At 42.3% G+C, this 25,647-nt stretch carries 29 protein-coding genes; all 29 read left to right on the top strand.

What is annotated here, in order from left to right; all coding sequences use genetic code 11:
- Positions 1-40 precede the first annotated feature (40 nt).
- Complete coding sequence (efp, locus tag ACKVDP_RS04135; RefSeq protein ID WP_409227542.1) at positions 41-598, top strand: elongation factor P; 558 nt, start codon at positions 41-43, stop codon at positions 596-598.
- 13 nt (positions 599-611) lie between these two features.
- Positions 612-986, top strand: a complete 375-nt coding sequence (locus tag ACKVDP_RS04130) for a CD1247 N-terminal domain-containing protein (RefSeq protein ID WP_409227541.1) — start codon at positions 612-614, stop codon at positions 984-986.
- Positions 987-1,098: 112 nt separating this feature from the next.
- Positions 1,099-1,485 carry an Asp23/Gls24 family envelope stress response protein gene (locus tag ACKVDP_RS04125; protein WP_409227540.1) on the top strand — a complete coding sequence of 129 codons (387 nt, stop codon included), beginning with the start codon at positions 1,099-1,101 and terminating at the stop codon, positions 1,483-1,485.
- Between the two features lie 26 nt (positions 1,486-1,511).
- Entirely contained in the window at positions 1,512-1,922 is a 411-nt protein-coding gene (gene nusB, locus ACKVDP_RS04120; protein WP_409227539.1) for a transcription antitermination factor NusB, read from the top strand.
- Positions 1,915-2,856: a Kae1-like domain-containing protein gene (locus tag ACKVDP_RS04115; protein WP_409227538.1), complete on the top strand. Its 942-nt coding sequence runs from the start codon at positions 1,915-1,917 to the stop codon at positions 2,854-2,856. The genes nusB and ACKVDP_RS04115 overlap by 8 nt, the downstream gene beginning before the upstream one ends.
- Position 2,857: 1 nt before the next feature.
- Positions 2,858-4,072, top strand: coding sequence for an exodeoxyribonuclease VII large subunit (xseA, locus tag ACKVDP_RS04110; protein WP_409227537.1), 1,215 nt, complete (start codon positions 2,858-2,860; stop codon positions 4,070-4,072).
- The gene (gene xseB / locus ACKVDP_RS04105; RefSeq protein WP_409227536.1) at positions 4,059-4,313 is read left to right on the top strand and encodes an exodeoxyribonuclease VII small subunit; all 255 of its coding nucleotides are present in this window, start codon (positions 4,059-4,061) and stop codon (positions 4,311-4,313) included. The genes xseA and xseB overlap by 14 nt, the downstream gene beginning before the upstream one ends.
- Positions 4,300-5,154 (top strand): polyprenyl synthetase family protein, encoded by an 855-nt coding sequence (locus ACKVDP_RS04100; protein WP_409227535.1) that lies wholly within the window; start codon positions 4,300-4,302, stop codon positions 5,152-5,154. The genes xseB and ACKVDP_RS04100 overlap by 14 nt, the downstream gene beginning before the upstream one ends.
- A gap of 769 nt (positions 5,155-5,923) precedes the next feature.
- Entirely contained in the window at positions 5,924-6,538 is a 615-nt protein-coding gene (locus ACKVDP_RS04095; RefSeq protein WP_409227534.1) for a hypothetical protein, read from the top strand.
- Between the two features lies 1 nt (position 6,539).
- Entirely contained in the window at positions 6,540-7,337 is a 798-nt protein-coding gene (locus ACKVDP_RS04090; RefSeq protein WP_409227533.1) for a TlyA family RNA methyltransferase, read from the top strand.
- A 14-nt stretch (positions 7,338-7,351) separates the two neighbouring features.
- Positions 7,352-9,031, top strand: coding sequence for a DNA repair protein RecN (gene recN / locus ACKVDP_RS04085; protein WP_409227532.1), 1,680 nt, complete (start codon positions 7,352-7,354; stop codon positions 9,029-9,031).
- A gap of 60 nt (positions 9,032-9,091) precedes the next feature.
- Complete coding sequence (locus tag ACKVDP_RS04080; protein ID WP_409227531.1) at positions 9,092-9,628, top strand: NUDIX hydrolase; 537 nt, start codon at positions 9,092-9,094, stop codon at positions 9,626-9,628.
- A 29-nt stretch (positions 9,629-9,657) separates the two neighbouring features.
- Positions 9,658-10,539, top strand: a complete 882-nt coding sequence (locus ACKVDP_RS04075) for a tyrosine-type recombinase/integrase (RefSeq protein WP_409227530.1) — start codon at positions 9,658-9,660, stop codon at positions 10,537-10,539.
- A gap of 11 nt (positions 10,540-10,550) precedes the next feature.
- Positions 10,551-11,852, top strand: coding sequence for a pyrimidine-nucleoside phosphorylase (locus ACKVDP_RS04070; protein WP_409227529.1), 1,302 nt, complete (start codon positions 10,551-10,553; stop codon positions 11,850-11,852).
- Positions 11,853-11,963: 111 nt separating this feature from the next.
- Positions 11,964-12,551, top strand: coding sequence for a site-2 protease family protein (locus ACKVDP_RS04065; RefSeq protein ID WP_409227528.1), 588 nt, complete (start codon positions 11,964-11,966; stop codon positions 12,549-12,551).
- A 9-nt stretch (positions 12,552-12,560) separates the two neighbouring features.
- Positions 12,561-13,292 (top strand): segregation and condensation protein A, encoded by a 732-nt coding sequence (locus ACKVDP_RS04060; RefSeq protein ID WP_409227527.1) that lies wholly within the window; start codon positions 12,561-12,563, stop codon positions 13,290-13,292.
- Positions 13,293-13,295: 3 nt separating this feature from the next.
- Positions 13,296-13,826: an SMC-Scp complex subunit ScpB gene (scpB, locus tag ACKVDP_RS04055; protein ID WP_409227526.1), complete on the top strand. Its 531-nt coding sequence runs from the start codon at positions 13,296-13,298 to the stop codon at positions 13,824-13,826.
- Between the two features lie 11 nt (positions 13,827-13,837).
- Complete coding sequence (locus ACKVDP_RS04050) at positions 13,838-14,560, top strand: pseudouridine synthase (protein WP_409227525.1); 723 nt, start codon at positions 13,838-13,840, stop codon at positions 14,558-14,560.
- Positions 14,561-14,613: 53 nt separating this feature from the next.
- The gene (locus ACKVDP_RS04045; RefSeq protein WP_409227524.1) at positions 14,614-15,024 is read left to right on the top strand and encodes a GNAT family N-acetyltransferase; all 411 of its coding nucleotides are present in this window, start codon (positions 14,614-14,616) and stop codon (positions 15,022-15,024) included.
- Complete coding sequence (locus ACKVDP_RS04040) at positions 15,005-15,592, top strand: tRNA (mnm(5)s(2)U34)-methyltransferase (RefSeq protein ID WP_409227523.1); 588 nt, start codon at positions 15,005-15,007, stop codon at positions 15,590-15,592. Before ACKVDP_RS04045 ends, ACKVDP_RS04040 begins: the two co-directional genes overlap by 20 nt.
- Positions 15,580-16,977, top strand: coding sequence for an oxaloacetate decarboxylase subunit alpha (locus ACKVDP_RS04035; RefSeq protein WP_409227522.1), 1,398 nt, complete (start codon positions 15,580-15,582; stop codon positions 16,975-16,977). Before ACKVDP_RS04040 ends, ACKVDP_RS04035 begins: the two co-directional genes overlap by 13 nt.
- A 265-nt stretch (positions 16,978-17,242) precedes the next feature.
- Positions 17,243-18,442, top strand: coding sequence for a 2-oxoacid:acceptor oxidoreductase subunit alpha (locus tag ACKVDP_RS04030; RefSeq protein WP_409227521.1), 1,200 nt, complete (start codon positions 17,243-17,245; stop codon positions 18,440-18,442).
- Positions 18,435-19,256 (top strand): 2-oxoacid:ferredoxin oxidoreductase subunit beta, encoded by an 822-nt coding sequence (locus ACKVDP_RS04025; protein ID WP_409227520.1) that lies wholly within the window; start codon positions 18,435-18,437, stop codon positions 19,254-19,256. Before ACKVDP_RS04030 ends, ACKVDP_RS04025 begins: the two co-directional genes overlap by 8 nt.
- 1 nt (position 19,257) lies before the next feature.
- Positions 19,258-19,785 carry a 2-oxoacid:acceptor oxidoreductase family protein gene (locus tag ACKVDP_RS04020; RefSeq protein WP_409227519.1) on the top strand — a complete coding sequence of 176 codons (528 nt, stop codon included), beginning with the start codon at positions 19,258-19,260 and terminating at the stop codon, positions 19,783-19,785.
- Positions 19,786-19,800: 15 nt separating this feature from the next.
- Positions 19,801-20,667, top strand: a complete 867-nt coding sequence (locus tag ACKVDP_RS04015; RefSeq protein ID WP_409227518.1) for a MurR/RpiR family transcriptional regulator — start codon at positions 19,801-19,803, stop codon at positions 20,665-20,667.
- Positions 20,668-20,838: 171 nt separating this feature from the next.
- Positions 20,839-22,059, top strand: a complete 1,221-nt coding sequence (locus ACKVDP_RS04010) for a BaiN/RdsA family NAD(P)/FAD-dependent oxidoreductase (protein ID WP_409227517.1) — start codon at positions 20,839-20,841, stop codon at positions 22,057-22,059.
- A gap of 308 nt (positions 22,060-22,367) precedes the next feature.
- The gene (gene cmk, locus ACKVDP_RS04005) at positions 22,368-23,030 is read left to right on the top strand and encodes a (d)CMP kinase (protein WP_409227516.1); all 663 of its coding nucleotides are present in this window, start codon (positions 22,368-22,370) and stop codon (positions 23,028-23,030) included.
- A gap of 2 nt (positions 23,031-23,032) precedes the next feature.
- Positions 23,033-23,611: a lysophospholipid acyltransferase family protein gene (locus tag ACKVDP_RS04000; protein WP_409227515.1), complete on the top strand. Its 579-nt coding sequence runs from the start codon at positions 23,033-23,035 to the stop codon at positions 23,609-23,611.
- A gap of 3 nt (positions 23,612-23,614) precedes the next feature.
- Entirely contained in the window at positions 23,615-25,606 is a 1,992-nt protein-coding gene (locus ACKVDP_RS03995; protein ID WP_409227514.1) for a bifunctional 4-hydroxy-3-methylbut-2-enyl diphosphate reductase/30S ribosomal protein S1, read from the top strand.
- Positions 25,607-25,647 lie beyond the last annotated feature (41 nt).

Genomic DNA, 25,647 nt, shown 5'->3' with positions numbered 1-25,647 from the left:
TTGATCTTTCAATTTGAAATATGGAACAGGAGGGAATAGATTGATACAAGCGGGAGATTTTAGAAATGGAATAACATTCGTAATGGATGGACAGGTTTTTCAGATAGTCGATTTCCAGCACGTAAAGCCGGGAAAGGGAGCAGCATTTGTAAGAACCAAGCTCAGGAACGTTATAAACGGTGGCTTCAAGGAGGTTACCTTCAGTCCATCAGAGAAATTTGAGAAGGCTGTAATAGAAACAAAGGAGATGCAGTACCTGTACTCAGATGGAGAGCTGTACTACTTTATGGACAATGAAACCTATGAGCAGATTCCTTTGGAAAGGGATTCAGTTGAGGATGCAATCATGTACCTAAGGGAGAATGACATTGCTACAATAAGATTCTACCAGGGCAAGGCATTTGATGTATCTCCGCCAAACTTCGTGGAGCTTGAGGTTACTGAAACTGAGCCTGGAGTCAAGGGAGACACTGCACAGGGAGCAACAAAGGCAGCTGTATGTGAAACTGGTGTTACCATCTATGTTCCTTTGTTCGTGAACACAGGTGATGTTATAAAAATTGACACAAGGACCGGAGAGTATCTGTCCAGAGTTTAAAGGAGGGGTTAAAATGGAATATTTATTTCAAAAGGTATCTTATCTAAAGGGTCTAGCAGACGGCCTGGGAATTGATGAGTCAACCAAGGAAGGCAAGCTTCTGATGGCAATCGTTGAAACGCTTGAGGAATTTGCTGAGGTTATGGAGGAGGTAGTTGAGGACCAGATCGATCTTGAAGAGTATGTTAACTTTATCGATGAGGACCTAGCAGACGTAGAGGATGACGTCTACGGCGATGAGGAAGACTTCTACTTTGACGAGGATTTTGATTTCGATGATTTCGATGATTGTTGTGACGATGAAGGCTGCAATTGCTACAAGGGTCATGACGAGGATGAGGAATTGTTCGAGGATGAAGACAGCGACGAGAACAGTGACGAGGAATAATCAGATGCCTAAAGCTCAGCTTTAGGCTTTTTCTCTGGAATAAGGCCATATTGTAATGGGCAACCTGCTTTGTTATAATATGGTATACGTATTATTGAATAGGGGTGTTTATATGTCTGAAAAGGACCACATGGAGTATATTGAAAATGGCAGCATACAGATATCAAATGAAGTTATTGCAACCATAGCAGGGACAGCTGCCATGGAAGTTGAAGGTGTTGTCGGTATGAGCAGCAATCTTGCAGGTGGCATTTCGGAGCTTCTTGGCAAGAAAAACCCTGGAAAGGGAGTAAAGGTTGAGATTCGCGACAAGGAAGTGACTGTAGAGATGCATTTGACCCTTGAATACGGTGCCAAGCTAAACGATGTTGGCTTGAAGGTTCAGGAGGAGACAAAAAGGGCAATTGAAACCATGACAGACCTGAAGGTAAAGGAAGTAAATGTCCATATTGAAGGAATAAATCGAACCAAGAACGAAGAGACGGATTCTAGGCTATAGTAGAAATACATTCTAAGGAGTAAACAATGGGAAGAAAACAAGCAAGAGAAGGTGCCATGCAGCTGCTTTTCCAGATGTCCAGCAATGAGGATTTCACAAAGGAAACCCTTCAGACATTTCTTGACAACTTTCCCTACGACAAAGGGGAAAGTGAGTATATAAGGGCTGTCGTTGAAGGTGTTATGGACAAGAGGGAAGAAATAGACCAGTCAATAAAGGATAACCTACAGGGATGGTCACTGGACAGAATTGCAAGGGTTGACCTTGCAACCTTGAGATTGGCAATATATGAAATTCAGTATATGGAGGACATACCTGTTGAGGTTTCCATAAATGAGGCAATAGAAATTGCCAAGAAATTCAGCACAGACGATTCATATAAATATGTCAACGGGGTGTTAGGTGGATTTGTAAGGTCCATGAGTAAGGATGAATGATCTTTTCCTGGGAATAGACACAAGCAATTACACCACATCCATTGCAATAGTCGACCAGTATGGTGAAATTATTGAGGACAGAAGAAAGCCTCTTGTTGTTGAGAGGGGAAAGAAGGGGCTCCGACAGCAGGAGGCCCTGTTTCAGCATATAAAGAACCTGCCGGCTCTGATTGAGGATCTTTCAACTGACCTGTCCCATATAAAGGCCATTGGGGTAAGCACCAGACCCAGAAATGTTGAAGGATCCTACATGCCAGTCTTTCTTGCTGGAGAAAATGCTGGAAGGATACTTTCCAGATCCCTTGGGATACCCATGAAGAGATTCTCTCATCAGGAAGGACATATTGGGACCTGTCTTCTGGGAAACAAGTCCCATGAGGATTTTCTATCCATACATTTGTCTGGTGGAACCACCGAGGTGGTCCGTGTAAGGGTTGCCAAGGATAACCTTAATACCGAATTGGTTGGTGGAAGTCTTGATATCAGCATGGGTCAGCTGATAGACAGGATTGGTGTACATATTGGCTTGGAATTTCCCTGTGGCATGGAGCTGGATGAAATGTCAATGGACGGTAGGCTCATAGACAGGAGGATTCAATCTAAATTGAAGGATGGGTGGATAAACCTGTCCGGGTATGAGAATCTTTTTAAGAGGCTATTGGATGAGGGAATATATGGCAGGGAGGACATCATCTACACATTATTCCACCACCTTGGGGAGATAATTGTGGAGTTGATAAAATCAGCCAAGGAAGACCACCACGTGAACAGGGTATATGTGGTTGGTGGAGTATCGGCAAACAGCATAATAAGAACTGGATTGGCCCAGGGGAAAATGGATGTGGAGATATGTTTTCCGCACAAGAGCCTGTCCACTGATAACGGAGTTGGAGTTGCATACCTTGCAGCCTGTAAGGAAGGATGGGAGGAATAGTATGAGACCATTGATGGTTAGTGAAGTGAATCAGTACATAAAAAAGCTAATAGGAAGCGATATGCTTCTTAATTCAATCCAGATTGAAGGCGAGATATCCAATTACACCCATCACTATAGCGGGCACATGTATTTCAGCCTAAAGGATGAAAAAAGCCGAATAAGATGTGTCATGTTCAAGGGTGATAATGCAAATGTTGATTTCAGGCCCAAGGATGGAGCCAAGGTCACAGTGACTGGAAGCATTTCCGTTTATGAAAAGGACGGAAGCTATCAGGTTTATGTTAGAAAGATGGAAAAACAGGGAATCGGGGACCTTTACAAGGCATTTAATATCCTTAAGGACAAGCTTCAGGAGGAGGGACTTTTCGATCCTCAGTACAAGATGGAGCTACCAGCCTTCCCAAAAAGAATCGGAGTGGTCACATCCTCCACAGGGGCTGCAATCAGGGATATTGTAAGCATTCTTAAAAGGAGGTATCCACCGGTTAAGATAGTGGTGTTTCCAGCCCTTGTACAGGGGGATGGAGCACCTTCGAGCATAATAAAAGGCCTACAGACACTGGATGGAATGGAAGATGTTGAGCTTATAATAACAGGCCGTGGTGGAGGATCCATGGAGGAGCTTTTTGCCTTCAATGATGAAAAGCTTGCCAGATGTATCTTCAATCTCAAAACTCCTGTAATTTCTGCAGTTGGACATGAATCGGACTTCACTATTGCCGACCTGGTGGCAGATGTTCGCGCTTCAACACCTTCAGCTGCAGCGGAGCTGGCTGTTCCAGACAGGGAGACCCTACTTGATGAGCTTAAGAATGTTGGCTGGACAATCGAAAGAATAGTTCTGCGTTCAATTAGTGACAAGAGGTCCAGTCTGGTTTCCCATGGCAGAACTTTGTCATATCTTAATCCTGAACAGAGGATCATGGACAAGAGGATGGAGCTTGACAACGCCTTACGGGTTTTGCAGCACTCCATGGAGAAAAGACTGATGATGGAGGAAAGGAAGCTTTCCAAGCTTGGAAACAGACTGCAGCTTTCAAATCCTGAAGGGATACTCCAAAAGGGCTATGGTATTGTAACTGACCACCAGGGTCATATCAGAAAAAGTGTCTCTGAATTTGCAAAGGATGAACGACTATATGTCAGAATGAAGGATGGAAGGGCTGATGTTATGGTTGTTGACAAGGAGGAGGATAAGAATGGATACCAATAAGATGTCATATGAAGAAGGTATGAAGCTTCTAACGGAGCTGCTTGAGGATCTTGAAAAGGAAGACCTGAAGCTTGATGAGACAATAAAAAAGTTCAAGGAAGCCATGAAGGTCTATGACCATTGTAACGAAATACTTACCAAGGCTGATGGAGAGGTTAGGATGATTCTTGAAAAGGGTGATTCCCTTGAAGAGGTTGAGTTTCCGGGATTGATCACGGAGGAGAAAGATGACGAATTCTAAGGACATAAGGGAGTACATTGAGCTCATCGACCATTGCCTGAAAGAGGCTGTCAAGGCGGGGAATCAATACGAAAAGGAGCTTCAGGAGACCATGGAGTACAGCCTTTTTACAGGTGGAAAGAGGCTGAGACCACTTATGACACTGAAGGCATATGAAATGTATGACAGCTACATACACAATGCCATGCCATATGCTCTGGCAATAGAGATGATACATACATATTCCCTGATCCACGATGATTTGCCGGCTATGGATGATGATGACTTCAGGCGGGGCAAACCAACAAGCCACAAAAAATTTGGCGAGGCAATGGCCATATTGACAGGAGATGCACTCTTGAACCTTGCCTTTCAGACTCTATTCAAGGCTGGTATTTCCTGCAATGACAAGAGTGCTGTCAGGGCAGGATATGAAATTGCAAAAGCATCCGGTCATTCCGGAATGATAGGTGGACAGGTACTTGATATTCTGGGAGAGAAAAGGAAAATAACGGAGGAGGAGCTGTTCCAAATGTATAGGGGAAAGACAGCAGCTCTTATTCAGGCAAGCATCCTTTCAGGGGCCATTGCTGGAGGAGCTTCGGAGGAGGATGTTGAAACCTTGCGATCCTTTGGTGAGAAGCTTGGGATAGCCTATCAGCTTCAGGACGACCTTCTAGACCTGGATGAAGACAGTGAAATAGAGAAAAGCACTTATCTAAGCTTCCATGGACAGGATGAAACCAGGGAGATGATTCAAGCATTGAGTGATGAAGCCATTTCATTGTTAAATGGCCTGGAGCATCTGGACACTAAATTCTTCCAGGATCTAACCGGTGAACTTATCCACAGGGAAGTCTAGAAACATTGATATTTTAAGAAAAACATGATATAATCAGCTTAGTTGATAGTGGTACAGTATTCTAGTCAGCACAACTATTCTTGAAGGCGGGGCTAAAAATCCGTCAAAGGGCATATCGATGAAGTTCTTTATGTTTGGCTTGCGACGCCCAGTCGTGGGTCTTCATAAGGAGTAAGAAGGATGGGGCGATCTGCAATGGCATGCAGGCGTGGACCCTACCTTCGTGGAGACATTGCAGGGTGATAAATAGTACCTTGTAGTGATAAACCTGCAAGACATAAATTTTTAATTAAAAGTGCAGAGTAGCCTGCCTTGAGTGGAGTAGCGCGGATGGTAAGTTCGACTTGGCCTAACCAGGGCCCGGTTTTGCCAGGTTTTGTTATCGAAACCTAATCTGCAAAAGAGGCTAGGGAATAGAATGGCTGTTGAGGAAAACTCCTAGACTGTTCATAATGAGGTAATCGGAGGATTACAGTGCGGACTAAGTGGTAATCCAGTTCTACTTTTGGCAACAGGGTAGTGGAGAGATTAAAGGGAAACCGCTGAGCTGGCGACAGGCAGTTCTTTCCAGGGAAATCCTGCTGGACCTAAAGCCGTAAGATTTACTCAGATTACTACCACATTATTGGGCTGATAGCTAAGCTATCAGCTTTTTTATTAGGCATGGTGGATTTCTACATTCTTATATTATGAAATTTTGTTAATGAGAGTAATAAGAAGCTGACATAAACAGATTTGCAGCTTTTCTTTTATACATAGGGGGATAGAGATGGCAAAGAAGGAAGATGAGAGTTTTTACATAAAATACAATATGCGATGGGTGCTGTTTATAACCTTCTGGACGTTTGTTCTTGCCATTGGAATTTCATTGATTGCTGAAAATCTGGTGCAGAATCTCGATGTCCTTTTTGCATTTATAATACTATTGATAATCATATTCATAGGCATACTATTTGATACCATAGGAATAGCAGTTACTGCAGCCAGTGAGAAGCCCTTTCACGCCATGGCGGCCAACAAGATTGACGAGGCTAGGACAGCCATCAAGCTTGTGAGAAACTCAAGCCAGGTAAGTAACTTCTGCAATGATGTTATTGGAGATATAAGTGGAATCATATCTGGTGCAGTTGCCACCAGCATAATCTTCAGGGTTGTTGTGATAGTGGGAATTGCAGACGGTACAATCCTTACGATTCTATTGACGGCATTTACTGCATCACTTACTGTGGGAGGAAAAGGTGTTGGAAAATCAGTTGCGGAATATCATCATGAACAGATAATATACCAGGTGGCAAGAGTGGTTAATTTTACGGAAAAGGTCTTCAATGTTGAGATGTTTGCATCCAAGAAGAAGTTCAAGGACAGGAAGGGCAAGGAGAAATAGTATGGAAAAGAAAAGAGCAGATGTGATTTTATTTGAAAAGGGTCTTGTGGAATCAAGGGAAAAGGGAAAAAGAATCATTATGGAAGGCTCAGTATTCATTGGAGATTCCCGGGTTGACAAGCCCGGCGAAAAGTACTCTCTTGATGTTGACATGAGGATAAGAAGCAATCCTCTTAAGTATGTCAGCCGTGGAGGATTGAAGCTTGAAAAGGCCATGGAGGCATTTGACCTGGACCTTCAGGATACGGTTTGCATGGATATGGGAGCATCAACAGGGGGGTTTACTGACTGTATGCTTCAATCTGGTGCTAACAAGGTCTATTCAGTTGATGTTGGCTACGGACAGCTTGACTGGAAGCTTAGGAGTGATCCCCGGGTAGTTGTCCGAGAGAGGACAAATATAAGACATATGGACACTGATACGATCCCAGACCGCATGGATTTTATATCAATCGATGTCAGCTTTATAAGCCTGAGACTCATTTTACCGGTGGCCTACAGACTCCTCAAGGAGGATGGTGCGGTAGTTGCACTTGTAAAGCCCCAGTTCGAGGCTGGAAGGGAAAAGGTCGGCAAGAAGGGTATTGTAAGAGAACGGTCCACACACAGGGAAGTGGTTGACAATGTGATAGCCTTTAGCAGGGAAATTGGATTCTACCCTCATGGCCTTACGTTTTCACCAATAACGGGCACCACTGGAAACATAGAATTTCTGCTCCTTCTAAAAAAAGAAGAGGCTCATATTCATGAGGAAAAGATAGACCAGGTTATTGAAGAGGCACACGAAAACCTTAAATAGATGGAGGTAGGCTTATGCTCAAGGAGCTTAGGATTAAGAACTTCGCAATTATTGATAATCTGACAATTGATTTTACAGAGGGGTTAAATCTGCTTACAGGAGAGACAGGCTCAGGTAAATCCATAATAATTGAAGCACTGGAAATGGTCCTGGGTGGGAGGGCAAGCCGGGAAATGATCCGTTCAGGAGAAGAGAAGGCGGTAATTGAGGCAATGTTTTTCCTGGATGAACAGCTACAGAATAGTCTGGAAGCCTTGGGTTATGAAAGGAGCGAAGTGCTTGTCCTGACGAAGGAGATCTGGGAAGGGTATCCAAGTGTTTCAAGGGTCAACGGAAGACCAGTGACCCTAAACCTACTAAAGACTCTTACAAACAACCTTGTGGATATTTTCGGCCAGCATGAGCACCAATCACTATTGGATACAGCAAACCACATGCGTATCATTGACTCATTGATGCCCAAAGAGGGCAAGGAACTGCTTGCCGCCATGGGAAACACCCACAGGGAATATAAGGGTCTTGTAAAAAAGCACAAGGAACTTGAGCTTACCTCCCAGGAAAGGGAGAGGGAGCTGGACCTGCTGAAATTTCAGATTGAGGAGATTGATGAAGCCAAGCTGTCGGAGGAGGATGACGAAAATGTCGAGCAGGAGTTCAAGAGGCTTGACAATCTCAAGGAGACAATAGCTGAAACATACCAGGCGCTGTCCCTTTTGGGGGATGATTATGAAGGGCAGGGCGCCATACAGCTAATGGAAAGGGCAATCCAGATGTTCTTCCATTCAGGAAGGTATGACCATTTCATCAGGGATAAGGGCGAAGGTCTCCAGGCACTTCTATACGAGCTTCAGGAGCTTCACAGGGAAACCAGTGATTACATTGAGAATCTTGACATAGACCAGGAGAAGCTGTTTGAACTGAGGGATAGGCTTGACCTTATCAACTCCCTTAAGAAGAAGTATGGTAACAGGGTACGGGAAATCCTGATTTATCGGGATGAAATTGGAGTGAGATATGACAGGCTGTTAAACATTGACATGGAGCTTGAGAATGCTGAAAGGGAGCTATTGAAGCTTAGAGAGAAGCTTATAGAGAAATCCGTCCAATTGAGGCAAATCAGAAGGGAAGTTTCCACAAGGCTTCACAAGGACATGGAGAGGGAGCTTAGTGCTCTCAATATGGAAAATGTGAGGTTCAAGGTGGATTTCAAGGAGCTTGAGGAGCCTGGCGAAAAGGGTATGGACAAGATTGAATTTCTTATTTCGACAAACCCAGGGGAGGAACTGAAGCCTCTGTCAAGAATCATATCAGGTGGTGAAATGTCCAGAATAATGCTTGCATTTAAAGGGATCCTGGCTGATATGGACAATATGCCGACCCTTGTTTTCGACGAGATAGACACCGGTATAAGTGGAAGAACGGCTCAGGTGGTTGGAGAGAAGATAAGAAGAATTTCAGGAGCCCATCAGGTAATCTCAATTTCACATCTGCCGCAGATTGCAGCCCTTGCGGATACACACTTTGCAATTAGAAAGTCATCGGACAAAAAGGGAACCATAACCAATGTCGAGAGGTTGCATGAGGACGAGAGAATCGAGGAGCTGGCCAGACTGCTCGGTGGTGTGGAGGTAACAGAAACAACTAGAAAACACGCAACAGAAATGCTTCAAATGTCAAATAAGATGAAGAAATAGAGCTTTTATGCTATAATCTATGTATAAATAAAGCCAGTAATAATAAATAGGGGGATCTGTATGACTTACGAAGAGAAAACCATGAAGTGTGACAGAATATACGAGGGCAAGATTTTGAATCTTAGAATTGACACCGTGGAGCTACCTGACAAGAAATATTCAAAAAGGGAAATTGTTGAACATCCAGGTGGCGTCGCTATTGTTGCACTGACCAAGGAAAACAGGATACTGTTGGTAAGGCAGTACAGAAAGGCAACGGACAAGGTTCTTCTAGAACTTCCGGCGGGAAAGCTTGAGGTCAATGAGGAGCCCAAGGAAACTGCGCTTAGAGAGCTGAAGGAAGAGACGGGATATACTGCGGAGAAGCTTGAATATCTGCTTGAATGCTACACCTCACCAGGCTTTAGCAGTGAAAAGATATATCTTTTCTATGGCGAAAACGTAGAGCCAGGGGAACAGGAGCTCGAATCAGGGGAATTCATAGATGTTGAAAGCTATACAGTTGAAGAGGTAAAGAAGCTTATCGACAGGGGAGAAATCATGGATGCCAAGACAATAATCGGTATACAGCTGCTGGTTAACCGTCTTGTCAAATAGCACAAATATATAAAAAAAGGGGATATAATATGTTAAGGGGAATAAGGGATGAGTACACCAGGTATATTGAGAAGCAGAAAAAACTGAGTAAAAACACCGTTGAAGCCTATACAAGTGATATAGAAAAATTCAGTCTGTTTATGGATGCAGGAGGAATAAACAATGTGGATAAGGTAAACAATACCCATGTGATCCGTTATCTTCTGCAGCTTCAACGTGAAGGAAAATCCACATCCACTATCTCCAGACATCTTGCAAGCATAAGATGTCTATTTGAGTATCTGATTAACAATGGAAAGGTCAAGGAAGACCCCACCTTGAATCTGAAGCCGCCTAAAAAGGAGAAGAAGATGCCCCAGATTTTGACTGAGGGTGAAATAGCAACGCTTATGAGCCTTCCTGACCCCACTACCGAAAAGGGTGCAAGGGACAGAGCTCTCCTGGAGCTTCTATATTCCTCGGGACTTAGGGTGTCCGAGATAAGTTCCCTTAAAATTGGGGATGTATTGCTTTCAAAGGGTACAATAGTACTGTCAAAGGATGACGGAATTAGGAAGGTGCCTGTAGGATCCAAGGCGATAAGCAGCATATCATACTATCTTAAACATCACAGGGAGGATAGCAACCCTGATGCTCCGTTATTTGTAAATTATAGTGGCAACAAACTGACTCGGCAGGGTCTTTGGAAAATTATCGGGACGTATGCTGACAAGGTCACCGGTAGCAAAAATGTAACCCCTCAAATATTGAGAAATTCGTTTGCAGCCCATATATTGAGCCATGGTGCAGATATCAAGACTGTACAGGAGATCATGGGTCATACTGACATTGCTTCAACTCAGGTATATACAATGACCGAGAGGGAAGGAAATACTGATGAGGTATATAAGAAGGCCCACCCGAGAGCTTAGGAGGATTTAAAATGAGAGCTGTTGATATAATCGAAAAGAAGAAGCACGGAATGCATTTGACCAAGGAGGAAATTGACTTTATGGTCCTGGGTTATACCAGGGATGAAATACCTGACTATCAGATGTCAGCATTCTTGATGACCATATATTTCAATGGTATGGACAAGGACGAAATTGCGCACTTGACTGAGAGCTTTGTGCAGTCAGGTGAACAGGTGGACCTTTCTCCAATAGAGGGAATCAAGGTGGACAAGCATTCAACCGGTGGAGTTGGAGACAAGATAAGCCTGATTGTAATACCACTTGTTGCCAGTGCAGGCGTTCCGGTTGCAAAAATGAGTGGGAGGGGTCTAGGACATACAGGTGGAACCATCGATAAGCTGGAATCCATTGAGGGCTTCAAGACTGAGCTGTCATCAAAGGAGTTTATTGACAATGTAAATAAGCATAAAATGGCAATAGTTGGACAAACTGCAAACCTTACACCTGCTGACAAGAAGATTTACGCCTTAAGGGATGTGACTTCAACAATTGACAGCATTCCACTGATTGCCAGTTCCATCATGAGCAAGAAAATCGCCTCAGGTGCAGATGCGATTGTACTTGATGTCAAGGTTGGATCCGGTGCATTCATGAAGACTATAGATGAAGCTGAGAAGCTAGCCCAGACAATGGTGGGAATAGGAAAAAGTCTCAACAGGGATACCGTTGCTGTGATCACCAATATGGATCAGCCTCTTGGAAACCAGGTTGGCAACAGCAATGAGGTCAAGGAGGCAATCAAGGTTCTCAGGGGAGATGGCTCTGAGGATGAAACAACTATCGCATTGACCATAGCTTCACATATGTGTCTTCTTGGAGGAGCATTCGAGGATTTTGATACAGCCTATGACAAGCTTCAGGAAACCATCAGAACAGGTAAGGCGATTGATAAGCTCAAGGAGTTGATTTCCATTCAGGGAGGCAATCAAGAGGTTGTTGACAACACTGACCTGTTGCCTGAAGCAAAGAACTCAATAGACGTTACATCAGACAGGGACGGCTTCGTTTACCAGATAGATGCAGAAACTGTTGGCATAAGCGCAATGCTCCTTGGAGCAGGAAGAAGAACCAAAGAGGATAGGATCGATTATGGTGCAGGGATAACCCTTAGGAAGAAAATTGGTGACCCTGTTAAAAAGGGAGAGGTTCTCTACACGCTGATGACAAATCTTGATGACTTGAAGGATGCAATTGACAGAATGAAGGAAGCTTATGTGATTTCAAATGAAAAACCTGAGACAAAACCTTATATTTATAATATAATTAAGTAAGTAAGTAAGTAAGCTTATGATACCTCGACGATTCATGGTCGGGGTTCATTATTATAGTTTGGAAGTATGAATTTTTCCAAGTAAATCTGACATTGAAAGTAGAGGAAACATATGGAATATATAATCAGCCTACCAGGGCTGCTGATAGCAATCATTTTTCACGAGCTGGCACATGGCTTGACAGCCTATTGGCTGGGGGACCCAACAGCAAAGAATGCAGGGAGATTGACATTAAATCCCATCAAGCATATCGATCCGGTGGGATTTTTGTTTATGTTGATTTTCAGGTTCGGCTGGGCAAAGGCAGTCCCCATCAACCCCAGTTACTTCAAGAACAGGAAGCGTGACACAATCCTTGTGTCCATTGCAGGGGTAACCACCAATTTCATTATTGCAATCATTACAGGGGCAGTATTGGTATATGCACCAATAAGAAATGAAATTTTGGCTCAGATGCTTGTAATCACCCTTTGGTACAATATAATGCTAGGAGTGTTCAACCTGATGCCCTTTCCACCCTTGGACGGCTCCAAGGTCCTCGCAAGCCTACTGCCAGTAAAGCTTGAATACTATTTCTATCAGTATGAGAAGTATTTCTACCTTATTCTGATATTCCTTATAGCAACAAGGGGAATCAGTAGAATACTTGGACCATTGGTCGATTTCGTTTACAGACTGATTATAAATCTTCTTATTTAGGAGCATGCCATGAGCTATAATGTAAGTGTTGAGGTTTTTGAAGGTCCACTGGACCTGCTCTTGAATCTTATTGATAAAAACGAAATAGACATCTATGACATACCTATAAACACTGTCACGGAGCAGTTTATTGACCAGTTGAAGAAGTGGGAGGACATGAACCTTGAGGTTGCCAGTGACTTTATAATAATGGCATCCACACTTCTTGAAATAAAGTCAAAGTTGCTTCTACCAAATGAAACGGTTATTGTGGACGGCGAGGAGGTCCAGGTGGATCCAAGAGAGGAGCTTGTAAAACGGCTGATGGAATACAAGCTTTACAAGGAGATTTCAGAAAATCTGAAAGCCTCAGAGGAGGTTTACAGCAAGGTTTACTATAAACCCCAGGAGGGTGTAAGCGACTTCAGGGATCCTTTCCAGGAACTTAGTGCTGTGGAGCTTAAGGACCTTGTGGAAACCTTGGAAAATATCCTGCAGCGTCACCGGTACAACAATCCACAGGGAAATTTCTTTGAAATCAGAAGGGAAGAGGTGAGCCTTGAGGAATGTACCAGGGATATTGAAAGCAAGGTCAATGCCCGGGACAGCATAAGGTTTAGCGACATAATTTCCACCCAAGCTTCCAGGTCAAGGATAATAGCCTATTTCCTATCCCTTTTGGAGCTTATGAGAACCAGGTTTATATCAGTAAGACAGGATGGCAGCTTTTCTGATCTTATTATTGAGAAGCGAGGTATTTGATTTATGGACAATCGGGAAATAAAATCTATAATTGAGGGCTTGCTTTTTACCTTTGGTGAGCCAATTGAGAGCAGTGAAATCGCAAAGGTCCTGGATTTGCCAACCAAAGAGGTCCATTCCCTGTTGCTGGAAATGAAGGATGAATTTGACTATAATCGTCGTGGAATTCGCATCATCAGATTCAACAAGTCATTTCAGCTGGGTACTAGACCCGATCATCACGAATGGATTAAGCAGGTTGTACAGGGAAGGAATACAAGGTCACTGTCAAATGCAGCCTTGGAAACACTGTCAATAGTTGCCTACAAGCAGCCTGTAACAAAAGCCGACATAGACCATATAAGGGGAGTAAAAAGTGACAGGAGCCTTGAAACGCTCATTGGCAGGAGACTAGTTAAGGAAGCAGGGAAGCTTGACAAACCGGGAAGACCAAATCTGTACGGAACCACTGATGAGTTTCTGAGATATTTTGGACTTGAATCACTTGATGAATTACCACCGGTGGAGGATTTTACTATAGAAGAAGAGGAATAGAGGAGTTTATGATGAAGGATAAGAGTGTTAGACTACAGAAGTATATGGCAATGAGTGGAGTGGCCTCCAGAAGGGCTTCAGAGGAGCTTATTAAGGCAGGCAAGGTTCAGGTCAATGGCAAGGTAGTAACCGAGATGGGGATTACTGTAGTACCTGGCAAGGATAGGGTCAAGGTGGACGGGATGAACGTCAAGCCTGAAAGCAACAAGGTCTATATAGTGCTTAACAAGCCAGTTGGAATTGTAACCAGTGTCAAGGATGAAAAGGGTAGAGCCGTGGTAACCGATCTGATTGAAGAGGTCGAGGAAAGGATATACCCAGTAGGGAGGCTTGATGCGGATACAAGTGGATTGGTTCTTTTGACCAATGACGGTGAACTGGCATTTAAGCTCACACATCCCAGCAAAATGGTATATAAAAGGTATATTGCAATTGTGGAAGGAGTCCCAAACAAAGGAGAGCTGGAAAGATTCAGGAAGGGGATCCGGCTTGAAGGGAGAATGACTGCACCTGCAAAGGTTAAGATTCTCAAGAACTTTGACGAAGACTCAATTTTGGATATACAGATATATGAAGGCCGTAACAGACAGGTAAAGAAGATGTGCGAAAAGATCAACCATCCTGTGAAGAAGCTAAAGAGAATATCCTTTGGTGAAATCGAACTGGGCGGACTTGAACCAGGTAATTGGAGATATCTGAATGAAGAAGAGCTGGATTATATAAAATCTCTGTAGGAGTCGAGACGGCTCTGACAGTATTCTTATATTTTAGGTGGAGAGGTGAAAATATGCTTAGCTTCAAGGATGTATCAGATATTGATATGATAAAGAATTTTCTCAACAAAAACAGCATATGGGAAAAATTCAGTCCAAAGGGCCTGTTTTTTGGTGCATTTGACGATGGGAAGCTTTTTGGTACAACCCAAATTGTGCTGGAGGATGGTAAGGCATACATCCAATTTGTATTTATCGACAAGGAGTACAGAGGTCAGAATTTGGGAAATGCCATGGTAAGGTCCCTTCTTAACAAGCTTGAGCTGAACGGCTTCAATATGGTCTATTCCAAGGTTGAAAATGAGTATCTTGAAAAGATCGGTTTTTCAATTGACCAGGGTGAATATTTCTGTGACCTTAAGGAACTGTTTTCAGGAGGATGCTCCTGCTGTATGGGAGGTCAACATGAGCGACAGGTTGAATAATGCCTCACAGTTTAATAAAATTCTCATGGAAAGATTTGTCGCCAAGGGGAATGTTTGTGTTGATGCAACAGCAGGCAATGGGTATGATACCTGTAGGCTGGCAAACTTGGTGGGTGAAGAGGGAGAAGTATATTCCTTTGATGTCCAGGATGACGCTATTTTAAGGACCAGAGACCTATTAACCGGTGAAGGCTTGCAGGGAAGAGTTAAGCTGATTCAAGATACCCATGAGAACATTGACATCCATATTCCTGGTGAGGTTGATTTTCTTATCTACAATTTAGGGTATCTGCCTGGAGGTGACAAGCCCATAAAAACAGAATCCCACACTACCATAAGTAGTGTGGAAAAGGCTTTAAAGATAATGAAGCACGGTGCTATAATATTGGTAACGGCATACAGAGGACACCAGGGAGGACTTGAGGAGTACAGGTCAGTGAAGAAATATTTTGAAGGTCTTCCTCAAAACAGCTACAACGTGTTTGAATTTTCATTTATAAATCAGAAAAACGATCCCCCAATTACAATTGGGTTGGAAGTCAGAGGAGGTAGAACATGGCAAAGGTAAAGTTTATGGAGACAGCTTTAAGGGACGCTCATCAGTCTCTTATTGCAACGAGAATGAGTACAGAGGACATGATTCCCATAGCTGAGAAGCTGGATAAGGTTGGATATCACGCATTGGAGGTATGGGGAGGAGCTACATTTGACTCATGTCTTAGATTTCTTAATGAGGATCCTTGGGAGAGATTGAGAGTCCTTAGAAAGGCATTCAAGAACACCAAGCTTCAGATGCTCTTAAGGGGACAGAATATCTTGGGTTACAAGCATTATCCGGATGATGTTGTTGAGGAGTTTGTAAAGAAGGCAATTGAGAATGGAATAGATATTGTTAGGATCTTTGACGCCTTGAATGATCTGAGGAATCTTGAGACCTCAATCAAGGCTGTCAAGAAGTACGGAGGACATGCGCAGGGGGCAATCTCCTATACGGTGAGCCCTGTTCACAACAATGAGTACTATGTCAACCTTGCCAAGGATATGGTGAATATGGGTGTGGATTCCATCTGTATCAAGGACATGTCAGGTATCCTTTTGCCATATGTTGCCTATGACCTTGTAAAGGACCTAAAATCAGCTGTAGATGTACCAATTGAGGTTCACTCACACTTTACAAGCGGAATTGCAAACCAGACCTATATGAAGGCCATTGAGGCTGGTGCGGATATTGTTGACACTGCAATATCTCCTCTGGGGAACGGAACAAGTCAACCTGCTACAGAACCAATGATCGCTTCCCTGGAGGGTACCGAGTACTATCCAGACATTGATTTTGATATGCTTCTTGAGGTATCAGAGTACTTCAAGGGCCTGAGAGACAAGTATATGAAGGCGGGCCTTCTTGATGCCAAGGTGCTTAATGTAGATGTCAACACACTTAAGTACCAGGTTCCAGGCGGAATGCTTTCAAATCTTGTATCCCAGCTGAAGGCTCAGGGGAAGGAAGACCTGTATGATGAAGTTTTGAAGGAGATTCCAAGGGTAAGGGAAGAGCTTGGCTATCCGCCACTGGTGACACCAATGAGCCAAATGGTTGGAACTACGGCGCTGTTCAATGTAATTACAGGAGAAAGGTACAAAATGGTTCCTACAGAAACCAAGAACTATGTCAAGGGACTTTACGGAAGACCTCCAGCACCCATATCAGACGAAATAAGGAAGAAGATCATAGGGGATGACCAGGTATTTGAAGGAAGACCTGCTGATATGCTGGAACCACAGCTGGAAAATTACAGAAATGAGATCAAGGAATATCTTGAGCAGGATGAGGATGTACTAAGCTATGCATTATTCCCTCAGGTTGCCATTCCATTCTTCAAGCAAAGACTTGCTGCTAAGTATAAAATTGAGACAGATTTACTTGATCAGGAGAACCAAACCCATCCTGTATAGGTTAATAGAATAAGGTGATTCAGAAACAAGCCTCAGGGCTTGTTTTTTTGTCCCAGTTTCGATATTTTTCTGGGGAAATATTGTTGACCAATGTCCATATATTCAATCGTTTGAAAGCAAACTTGCAAAAACCATTCAATATGGGTAAATAATGAAATAAATCTTGCAAAACCAGGTATACTTTGTTATTATTTAGGTAAGAAATCAAGTTACCTGATCGATATTTTTTGGGTAAGTGAACAAGTTACCTTTAGGAGGGAAAACGATGCCAGATAAGAAGGAAAAAATTGTTACCGTATTATGCAATTTACTTAAGGGAGGAATAAAGATGACTGTAAAATTAATGCAGGGAAATGAAGCCTGCGTCGCCGGAGCACTCAAGGCGGGAATGAAGTTTTATGCTGGTTATCCTATCACACCTTCAACTGAAATAGCTGAGCTTTCAGCTGAGGCATTGCCTAAAGTGGGAGGAAAATTCATACAGATGGAAGATGAGATCGGTGGAATTGCTGCAGCTTTGGGAGGTTCACTTACAGGGCTAAAGTCTATGACCGCAACATCAGGCCCAGGATTTAGCCTTAAGCAGGAAAATATAGGCTATGGTATCATAACTGAAACACCATGTGTAATAGTGAACGTTCAGAGAAGCGGCCCAAGCACAGGTCTTCCAACCTCACCTGCTCAGGGTGACATAATGCAATCACGCTGGGGAACTCATGGTGACCACTCAATAATCACACTTTATCCATCTTCAGTAAAGGAAATATACTATACAACCATTAGAGCGTTCAATCTGGCTGAAAAATATAGAACACCTGTAATACTGTTATTGGATGAAATAATCGGTCATATGAGGGAGAAAATTGAGATACCTGAAAACGATGACGTTGAGATCATTGACAGGAAGAAACCCACATGTGATCCATCAGAGTACAAGGCCTTTAAGGTCAAGGAAGGGGACATTGTTCCAGAAATGGCTGCTTTCGGACAGGGCTACAGATATCATGTGACAGGTCTAGTACACGATGAGACAGGGTTCCCATCAGGAAATGAACTTGTTGCAGACAAATTACTTAACAGACTGATAGATAAGATTGAAGGAAACAAGGACGATATAGTAACCTATGAGGAATATTTGCTGGATGATGCTGAGATTGCAATAGTTTCCTTCGGATCAATAGCCAGATCTTCCAAGACAGCTGTTGATACCCTAAGAAGCCAAGGCTACAAGGTTGGATTGTTCAGACCAATTACCATCTGGCCATCACCTGAGGAGCAGCTGTTGGAGCTTGGCAAGAGGATGAAGAAGATATTTGTTGTTGAACTAAATGCTGGACAGTACTTCCTCGAGGTTGACAGGATTGCTGGCAAGCATGTACAGGTTAACAAGTATGGAAAAATCAATGGAGAAATAATCACTCCTGAAGAAATAGTTGCAGTTGTGAAGGAGGATCAAAATGCCTAGTGAATTAGTTAAGAATTATTTTAGAACTCAAAACTTACCTCATATTTGGTGTCCTGGATGCGGAAATGGTATTGTTACCAGAGCCTTGGTTAAGGCTGTTGATTCACTTGGCCTTGATAAGGACAAGGTATGTGTGGTATCAGGCATAGGCTGTTCTTCCAGAGCACCTGGATATCTTGATTTCAACACACTTCACACAACACATGGTAGAGCCTTGGCATTTGCTACTGGGGTCAAGATGGCAAATCCTGAATTGAAGGTGATTGTTGTAACAGGCGATGGGGACTCATCTGCGATTGGAGGGAACCACCTTATCCATGCATGCAGAAGAAATATTGACATAACGACTATTGTTTTCAATAACAACACCTACGGGATGACTGGAGGACAATTCTCACCGACAACACCTACAGGTGACAAGGGTACAACCGCTCCCTATGGAAGCGTTGATCCAAACTTTGACCTGTGCAATCTAGCAACTGCTGCTGGTGCTTCATACGTTGCAAGAGGAACGATATTTGCTGCAAATCAGCTTGAAAAGAATATTATTGCAGGAATCCAGAACAAGGGATTCTCATTTATAGAAGCCATGTCAACATGCCCAACCTACTACGGCAGAAAGAACAGAAAGGGAAGTGCAGTTGATATGACAACCTATCTGAAGGAAAATGCCATCAACAAGGTAGCCTGGGATAAGCTGCCGGAAGAGAAGAAGGAAGGAAAGTTTGTCATAGGAGAGCTTCATAGTATCGAGAGACCAGAGTATACTGAACAATATGATAAACTGATCGCATCACTTAGGAAGGAGGGCTAATATGAAACGTTGGGAATTGAGATTTTCAGGATCTGGTGGACAGGGACTAATTACTGGGGGAATAATACTGGCTGAAGCAGCGATACTGGATGGTAAAAACGCCCTTCAATCACAGTCATACGGCCCTGAGGCAAGAGGTGGAGCAAGCAAGGCTGAAGTAATTATAAGTGAGGAAGAGATATCATTTCCAAAGGTTGAAAATTGTGACCTGCTCTTATCATTGACTCAGCTTTCATGCGACAAGTATCTTGGGTCACTTAAGCCGGGAGGAATACTTGTCATAGACGAATCAGTTGAAAGTCCAGAGAGGGAAGACATAGATGTATATAGGATTCCCATTCTATCAACCGCTTCAGAGAAGCTGGGCAAGCCAATGGTTGCAAACATTGTTGCCCTGGGAGCGATCCATAGCATAACAGAAATAGTTTCCCAGGAATCACTTCAAAAAGCTGTTCTTTCAAGGGTTCCCAAGGGAACTGAAGAGTTGAACAAAGCAGCCCTTAAAGAGGGATACGAATTAGTCAAGTAGAAAGGTTGTTGCCGAATGGTTTCGAATCCGAATGTAATCAGGAATATCCAGGACAATTATTCAAGACTTAGCAAGGGCCAGAAGATCATTGCCGAGTATATGATAAATCAATATGATAAGGCAGCCTTCATGACAGCAGCCAGTCTCGGCAAAAATTTGAATATAAGCGAATCAACCGTTGTAAGGTTTGCCAACGCCCTTGGGTATTCAGGATACAAGGAGTTGCAGAGGGAGCTTCAGGAGCTTATAAGAAATAAGCTGACCACTGTTCAAAGGCTTAACCTTTCTGAGGATTATTCCAAAAACGAGCACTCAATCGCCAAGGTCATGGAAAAGGACGTTGAGAACCTTAGAAAAACTTTGTCTGAGGTTGATTTCGATAAGTTTTACAATGCTGTTGAAATGACCTTAAAGGCAAAGAACATTTATATAATGGGTTTGAGAAGTTCATCCTTCCTTTCAGGATATATGGCATTCTACATGAATTTCATATTTGAGAACGTCAGGCTGGTTCAGCCAGGAGCAAATGACATTTTCGAACAGCTGGCAAAGGTTGACAAGGAAGACATAGTAATATGCCTTACATATCCAAGGTATTCCAAACGGACATTGGAGGCACTTGAATATACGAAGAGCAAGGGTTGCAGGATCGTAAGCTTTACTGATAGCCTTATTTCACCTGCATCCGACAAGTCGGACATAACAATAATTGCAAGGAGTGACATGCTTTCCTTTGTGGATTCACTTGTGGCTCCCATGAGCTTGATAAATGCCTTTATAATAGCCCTTGGAAGTGAGAAGAAGGAGGATATTACTCCATACTTTGAGGAGCTGGAGCATGTTTGGAAAAAATATAGCATCTACGATGAAAATAGCATATAGGAAAGAAATTTTAATTATTTTGGATCCGTTGTGGTAAAACGCAACGGATTTTTTTATGTAATATATAAAGGGAAGAATAATATATCATAGTAAATATTATCATAAATGATAAGAAAATTTTTATACTTTGTGTTATTATCTAGTAGAGAGTAGATCTAAGGAGAGGATTTAATGAATTTTAACGTTGGAGTAATAGGTGGAGGACCGGCAGGAATATTGGCAGCTGGGGCTGCAGCAGAAAAGGGACACACTGTTACATTATTTGAAAAGAACAATCAGCTGGGAAAAAAGCTTTTTATAACTGGGAAGGGCAGATGCAACATCACAAACTCAGCACCTATTGAAGAGTTTTTTGATAATGTGGTAACAAATAGAAATTTTCTATACAGCAGCCTATATACCTTTGATAATAATGCTATTATTGACCTTTTAAACAAGTACGGCTTAAAAACAAAGGTGGAAAGAGGAAATAGGGTGTTTCCGGAGAGTGATAAATCCAGTGATGTCATCAAGGCATTCAAGAAGTATCTTGATCAATCTGGAGTTGGCATAAGACTTAATTCAGATGTTTCCCATATTAAATATGACGGGGAGAGCTTTACGCTATTCATTAGGGATGGTGGGGAGTTTAAATGTGATAAATTGATTGTTACAACTGGAGGCAGGAGCTATCCTGCTACCGGATCTACAGGGGATGGATATTCCTTTGCCAAATCATTGGGTCATACGGTTACTGACCTGAGACCTAGTCTTGTACCAATCGAACTTAATGATGTCTGGGTGAATGAACTGATGGGCTTATCACTTAGAAATGTTAGTTTGACAGCCTATTCTGGAAAGAAGCAGATTCACAGTGAATTTGGAGAGATGGTATTCACCCACTACGGAATTTCGGGACCTATTGTACTGTCAATGAGCAATTATGTGAACGGTATAAAATCAAATCTTAGACTAACCCTTGATCTTAAGCCCGCTTTGGACCAGGAGAAACTGGATTCCAGAATTGTAAGAGACTTTGCACAATTCAGCAACAAACAGCTGAAGAATGCCTTAAATGAACTTTTACCTCAAAGGCTCATACCATGGGTAATAGAGGCTTCTGGAATTTATCCAGACAAGGTTGTGCATCAGATTACAAAGGAGGAAAGAGATAAACTAGTAAATGCACTAAAGAGCTTCCCTCTAAGTTTCAAAGGATTCAGACCCATAGAGGAAGGAATTGTAACTTCAGGAGGAATAAACGTCAAAGAGATAAACCCATCAACAATGGAGTCGAAAATCATACCTGGATTGTTCTTTGCAGGTGAGATAATCGATGTAGATGCACTAACGGGAGGATACAATCTTCAAATAGCGTATTCAACTGGATATTTGGCTGGAATTAATGTATAAATAGCTTGTTTATGTTACGTGTTTATTATATAATTATATAGGAGAGTTTGTGAAACTGTAGTATTATACGAGGGCTATTACTGTAGATATGAATCCATGGTTTTTAAACCGAGGATCAAGAGGAAGATTGAAGACGGAAACCATCTAAAACAGATAAGGTTATCAGCATGATTTTTTCTGCTACAATACATCCGGACCGAGCCTGCTTTTGGGATTGAATCCCAGGAGATGTCAATAGTCTTTGGCCTGAAACACTACTGAATGCAAACCACCAATGGGTGGTTATTCTTTTTTTCGGAGGGCAGATTATGACCAGAAATTACTCAATAGCAATCGATGGACCTGCTGGTGCCGGCAAAAGCACAGTAGCTAAAATTGTGGCAAATGAATTGAATTTCGAATATATTGATACAGGAGCCATGTACAGAGCTTACACCCTTAAGGTGCTGCAAAACAATCTCGATCCAAAGAATCAGGATGAGGTAAATTCTCTTCTTGATTCCACTGATATAAGTTTTTCCAATAATCATATCTATCTTGATAACAAGCTGGTGGATGATGAAATCAGAGACCATCGCATAAGCGATAATGTCTCTTACATTGCAAGCAGCAAGGAAGTAAGGGAGAGAATGGTTTCACTTCAGCAGGAAATGGCATCAAGAAAATCAGTGGTAATGGATGGCCGGGATATAACAACTGTCGTTCTGCCTGATGCAGATTACAAGTTTTTTGTCACGGCCTCGGTTGAGGAAAGAGGTAGAAGAAGGTATCTGGAACTGATAGACAAAGGTGTCGATAGCATCACTCTTGAGGGTATCATTGAGGACATTAGAAGACGTGATGAAATTGACAGTACCAGAGAAGAATCTCCTTTAACCAGGACAGAGGATTCAATCCTCGTGGACACAACCGACCTCAGCATTGAAGAAACTGTTGACCTGATTATCAACCTGGTAAAGGGGGGAAAATAGGATTGTTTTATTCATTGGTAAAGGCTATAGCCTTTGTTGTCTTCAACATCACATTTAGAATAAAGGTTGAAGGCAAACAAAACATTCCAGGTGATGGCAGACTTGTACTTTGCTCAAATCACAGAAGCAATTGGGATCCTTTGATTCTGGCTGCCATGTTTCCAAGAAAAATATCCTGGATGGGGAAGAAGGAGCTCTTCCAAAACAAATTTCTTAAAGTTCCGCTCAATTGGTTGGGTGTATTTCCAGTAGACAGACAGGTCGCAGACTTATCAGCTGTAAAGACTGCATTAAGAATTTTGAAATCTGAGAAGGTATTAGGAATCTTCCCTGAAGGAACAAGGGTTAAGGAATACAACCCGGAAAATGCAAAGGCAGGCGTGGCCTTATTGGCAATGAAATCACAGGCACCCGTTTTGCCGGTTTACATCGAGGGTAGTTATAAACTGTTCAGTAGGCTTGATATCGTTATCGGTGAACCTATTGCATATCACAAGAAATATACAGGCCGGCTGGGCAATGAAGATTATAGCAATATAAGCCAGGAAATACTGGCAAAGATATACAAGTTGGGAGGCTAGAAGTTGGAGATTATATTGGCTGAAAACGCAGGATTCTGTTTCGGCGTTGACAGAGCAGTCAGGATGACTGAGGATGAATTGTCAAGGGCTGAAAGCAGAGTTTACTCCTACGGGCCGTTGATTCACAATCCACAGGCTGTAAAAGCACTTGAAGATAAAGGACTCCAGACAGTCGATGGATTTGAAGATATAAATGATGGAAGAATAATTGTCAGATCTCATGGCGTACCTGAGAATATCATCAATGAGATTGAGGAGTCTGGATTGCACCTTGTTGATTGTACTTGCCCCTATGTAGTGGCTGTTCACAAAAAGGTCCAAGACTACAATTCCAAAGGCTACAACATAGTTATCATAGGAGACAAGGATCATCCTGAAGTGATTGGAATAAATGGTTGGTGTGAAAACAAGGCCTACATTGTCAATACCTCAGAGGAAGCGACTGAATTGCCGGAAATGGAAAAGTCCTGTGTTGTATCACAGACTACAAACAGACTTGATAAGTTTCTGGAGCTTAGTAAGATTGTTGAGGGAAAATCAAATGAGACAATTTTATTCAACACAATCTGCAATGCTACAAAGCTTAGACAGGAAGCTGCCGAAGAAGTGGCCAGAAAAGCTGATGCAATGATTGTTATTGGTGGAAAACACAGCTCCAATACGATTAAATTGGCTGAAATAAGCAGTAGACACTGCAAAAATGTGTTTCATATAGAAACTATTGAAGAATTAGCTTTACAAAAGCTACAAAATTTTAATACAATAGGTATAACCGCAGGTGCTTCAACACCTGATTGGATAATTAAGGAGGCTGTTAAGGTAATGGAGAATTATAACAAAGATGAAATGATGGAAGCGATTGAGAGTTCCTTTAAAAGGATCAACAGAGGTGACGTTCTTAAGGGGACAGTGCTTTATGTAACAAACAACGAAGTAATGGTAAACATCAACTACAAGAGTGATGGAATCATCGACAGAAGCGAGATTTCAAAAGAGCAGGATGCAGATCCAAAAGACCTTTTTAAAGTGGGAGATGAAATCGACGTATATGTAATGAAACTTGATGATGGTGAGGGTAATGTCGTACTTTCAGCAAAAAGAGTTGACTTTATAAAAGATTGGGAAGTTCTGGAAGAGTCCTATAAAAACGAAGAAATCCTTGAGGTTAAGGTTCTTAATGCAGTTAAGGGTGGACTTACAGTACTGGTTCAGGGAGTAAACGGTTTTATGCCTGCATCACAGATTTCAATGAATTATGTATCAGACTTAAACCAGTTCAAGGGACAAACTCTTAGTGCGAAAATAATAGATTTCGATATTCAAAAAAGAAGAATGATCCTTTCAAGAAAAGCTGTTGAAAAGGTAGAGGTTGAAAAGCAGAGAGCAGAGCTTTGGGAGACTATAGAAGAGGGCAAAATGCTGACAGGTGTTGTACAAAGACTTACTGATTTTGGTGCATTTGTTGACCTTGGCGGAATTGACGGGCTTATTCACATATCAGATCTTGCTTGGTTTAGAGTTAAGCACCCTTCAGAGGTATTGAAGGAAGGCGACAATGTTGAAGTTAGGGTTCTTGCCTTTGATAAGGAGAAGAACAGAATTTCACTGGGTCTTAAGCAGACAACAGAAGAGCCTTGGGAAGTATTCCTTAAGGAATATAAGGTTGGAGATGTCATAGATGGCGAAGTGGTCAATATTCTTGACTTTGGTGCCTTTGTAAGGGTCATTAAAGGTGTTGACGGACTGCTACACGTTTCACAAATATCAAAGGATCACGTTGAGAAGCCTTCAGATGTTCTTAAGGTTGGCGATAAGGTGACTGTTAAGATAACTGAGATCAATGAAGCTGACAAGAAAATCAGCCTAAGCGCCAAGGATGCAGTGGAAGCTGAAGAGCCAGCTGAAGATGCACCAGCTGTTGAAGAGGATGCTGAAGAGACTTATGAGCAAGGCGATTTCAACACAAGTGTGGAAGAGCTTACAAAAGAAGACTAATATCTCAAAATATAAGAGACAAAATGGGTTAAATTTAATTT

Origin of the sequence: Gudongella ferriphila (assembly GCF_046224405.1) — a bacterium.
In the GTDB taxonomy this organism is placed as follows: domain Bacteria; phylum Bacillota; class Clostridia; order Tissierellales; family Tissierellaceae; genus Gudongella.
This window is presented reverse-complemented; position numbering and strand designations above follow the sequence as displayed.